The sequence below is a fragment of the Steroidobacter sp. genome (assembly GCF_016790065.1).
Classification (GTDB): Bacteria; Pseudomonadota; Gammaproteobacteria; order Steroidobacterales; family Steroidobacteraceae; genus Steroidobacter.
In genome coordinates this window covers 1-3,595 of record NZ_JAEUPY010000012.1, presented here as the reverse complement: position 1 = coordinate 3,595, position 3,595 = coordinate 1, and the positions used below count along the sequence as shown (strand labels likewise).

The window sequence follows — 3,595 nt, the reverse complement described above, 5'->3', positions numbered from 1 at the left end:
CACGTCGAAGAGTTCCTGCAACTCACCGGGCTGTATGGCGATTTGAAACAGTCGCCGGAGTTCAACGCGCTGGATGTGAACGCTCTGCTCAAGGAAGCCGCGTCACAGTCGCAGAACGTGGTGCCGTTGCATGGGACGTCGATGCTGGAGCCCGACACCGAAGTCGCTAACGTCACGCGCACACGACCTCGACATCGCGCTCGCTGGATTACAGCCGCAGCCGCGTCGACGGCATTGGCCATCGTCGCCTATCCGCTGTTGGCCAAGCTCTCCGGCACGCAACGCTACCGAACCGAAACCGGCGAGCAGCGCTCGTTGGTGCTCAAAGACGGCTCCCATGTACAACTCAACGTGCGCTCGGAGTTGTCGACTCACATCGACGAGAAGCTGCGTGAGATTCGTCTGGATGACGGCGAAGCACTGTTCGAAGTCGCGAAGGATGCGTCGCGCACCTTCCGAGTGCGTACCCCTCAAGCTGTCATCGAAGCACTAGGCACGCAGTTCAACGTTCGCGTCAAGAATGGCGAAACCACGGTCGCGCTGCTCGAAGGCAGCGTCGCCGTGCACGGGACAACCAACGCGCCAGTCGTGAGATTGACTCCCGGTCAAGCGCTGACGCTGTCCCCAGCCTCGACCCAGCAAGCTACACCGCGCGTCGCCAATCTCGACACGGTCACTGCGTGGACTAAACGCCGACTGGTGTTTCAAGACACCCCGCTCACCGAAGTGGTCGCTGAGTTCAACCGCTATAGCCCGCAACCGTTGTTGATCGCCGATCCGCAACTCGCGCATGTGTGTATCACCGCGACGTTCGACTCCGACAGCGTTCGGACCTTTACCGATTCGCTATCCGCGGCCGGCGATTTGCAAACGATCCGGCAGCCCGACGGTTCGCTGCTCATCAAGTTGCCCGAGGGCGCAGCTACGCAAGCTGCTCCACGACTCGGGGACCAAAACGGAGGCTCATCCTGTCTTTGATGCCCGGACAACTCATGAATGGGGAGACGGGATGAAGACTCGGGCTTCGAATTTCGCTGCGCTCTCGGCACGCGCCGCCATCGCAATAGTCATCGCGCAATGCGCGCACGCTGAAGAAGCAGCACGCCACGCCATCGACATCGAATCGCAACCGGTCGGCGCTGCCCTTCAGCAGCTGGCCGCGCAAACCAATCTGCAAATTCTGGTTTTCTCTCAAGACGCGCAGAACAAACAAGCGCCAGCGGTGCACGGTTCACTCACTGCGGATGAAGCACTGTCGCAGCTACTGCGCGACACTGGCCTCACCTACGAGAAAATCGACGCGAAGACCATCGCAGTCAAACCCGTCTCCAACGCGACCACCATGCCGACGACGCTGCAAAGTCGCGACTCGTTGCAAGCAAGCGATGGCGAAGTTGCGGAAATCGTGGTCACCGGCTCACGCATTCGCAGTGTCGCCAGCACGGCGCTGAGCCCCGTCGTCGGCATCTCGGCCGATGAGATTCGCCTGCAAGGCGCCACTCGCATCGAAGATGTGCTGAACTCGCTGCCCGCCATCAGCCCGAGCCAGAACGGCCACGTGAACGGCCTGGGCAACGGCACGGCCACCGTCGATCTGCGTCAGCTCGGCCCGTCTCGCACCTTGGTGCTGATCGACGGCAAGCGTCTGTTACCAGGCGATCCGGTGACGCCCGCGCCCGACTTGAACAACGTGCCCACCTCGTTGGTGGAGCGTATCGATGTGCTGACCGGCGGCGCATCCGCTGTGTACGGCTCCGACGCCGTGGCAGGCGTGGTCAACTTCATCCTGAAGCGCGACTTCGAAGGTGTCGCCTTCGATTCGTCCATCGGCGTGTACAACCACGACAACGACAGCTCCATCCAGAATCTGGTGCGCGCTCGCGGCGACACTCCCGCCACCGGCAACGTCTTCGACGGTTGGACCAAAGATTTCAACATCACCTTCGGCGCCAACACTGCCGACGGCCGTGGCAATGTGACGGCGTATCTCGGCTATCGAAACATCGACGCCGTCAGTTGGGACAAGCGCGACTTCAGTTCTTGCGTCGTACAGTCCAACGCCGACGGTCATTTCTGCGGCGGCTCGGCCGGCACGACGCCCGCACTGTTGATCCCGCGCGACGGCCGCTTTCTGACCATCGACTCCGCCAGTGGCCTGCTCCGGCCGTACACCAATGGCGACTCGTACAACTTCGCCGACTCCAACGTTCTGCAGCGAGAAGACTCACGCTACGTCGCCGGTGCGCTCATGCGCTACGAGCTGCACCCGTCAGTGGAGCTGTACTCCGACATCACCTACATGCGCAACGAATCGTTGCGCCAACAAGCGCCCGACGGCGTCTACGGCACTTACAACATTAATTGCGACAGCCCGCTGTTGAGTGCCGATCAAGTCAGCGTGCTGTGTACTCAGCAAGGCTACAGCGCAACCGACGCCGCGCCGGTGACGGTCTATCGTCGCAACGTCGAAGGCGGCCTGCGCCCCTTCGACATTCAGCACGAATCGTTCCGAACCGTCATCGGTGCGCGTGGCGAATTCGCTTCGGCCTGGAACTACGACGTGTACGCGCAGTACGGCCGCACCAAGTACGACTTGGCCCTCGGCAACATGCTGGCTCAGTCCCGCATCGCTCGCGCCATGGACAGCGTCGCTGACCCGCTCACTGGCCAGCCTGTCTGCGCCTCGGCATTGAGCGGCGCCGACCCCGCTTGCGTCGTCTATAACCCATTCGCCATCGGCGGCGTGACCGACGCAGCACTGGAGTACATGTCGCTGACCGCGTATCAGACCGGCTCCACCACCGAGCGCATCGTTGCCGCGTCGATCTCGGGCAACCTCGGCGAATATGGAGTGCAACTGCCGTGGGCCGATCAAGGCGTGTCCATCGCATTCGGCCCGGAGTATCGACGCGAATCGTTGGTGCATAGTCCAGACGACGCGTTTCGTCGCGGCGAAATCGAAGGCACTGTAGTTCGCGGCACCTCGGGATCCATCGACATCAAGGAATACTTCGGCGAACTGCGCATTCCGGTGGTGTCCGATCGTTTCCTGATGCATTCGGTGGTGCTGGAAACCGGCTACCGCAAATCGGACTACAGCACGGCTGGCGAGGCTGAGGCTTATAAGTTCGCCGGCGAGTGGGCGCCGGTGCGCGCTCTGCGTTTTCGCGGCGGCTACAACCGAGCTGTGAGAGCACCAACGCTGGTCGAGCTGTTCTCCGCTCAGACGCGCACATTGACGCCGACACAGGATCCTTGCGCCGGCGCCACACCGACCGCATCACTGGCGAACTGCGCCTACTCGGGAGTCACCGCCGGGCAGTACGGCACCATCGCCCCGAATCCCAGCGGCCAGTACAGCTTCATCTCCGGCGGCAACTCGAATCTGCGGCCTGAGATTGCAGACACCACCACGGTCGGTCTGGTGTTCACACCGGACGGCCTGTTGGACGGACTCAACGTCAGCCTCGACTATTTCGACATCCAAGTGGACGGCTATGTGAGTTCCGTGCCCGGTGCGTTGTCGCTCAGCCAGTGCGTTGCTACCGGCAATCCGGTGTATTGCAACCTGGTCCATCGCGATCCCACGTCCGGA

Annotated in this window: 2 protein-coding genes; both read left to right on the top strand. The window is 62.0% G+C overall.

All coding sequences use genetic code 11. The annotated features are described in order from the left end of the window. The coding region (locus JNL55_RS00300) for a FecR family protein (RefSeq protein ID WP_293848116.1) at positions 1-978 on the top strand (978 nt) is incomplete at its 5' end. 31 nt (positions 979-1,009) lie between these two features. Continuing rightward, on the top strand, positions 1,010-3,595 hold a 2,586-nt coding region (locus tag JNL55_RS00295), incomplete at its 3' end, for a TonB-dependent receptor (RefSeq protein WP_293848114.1).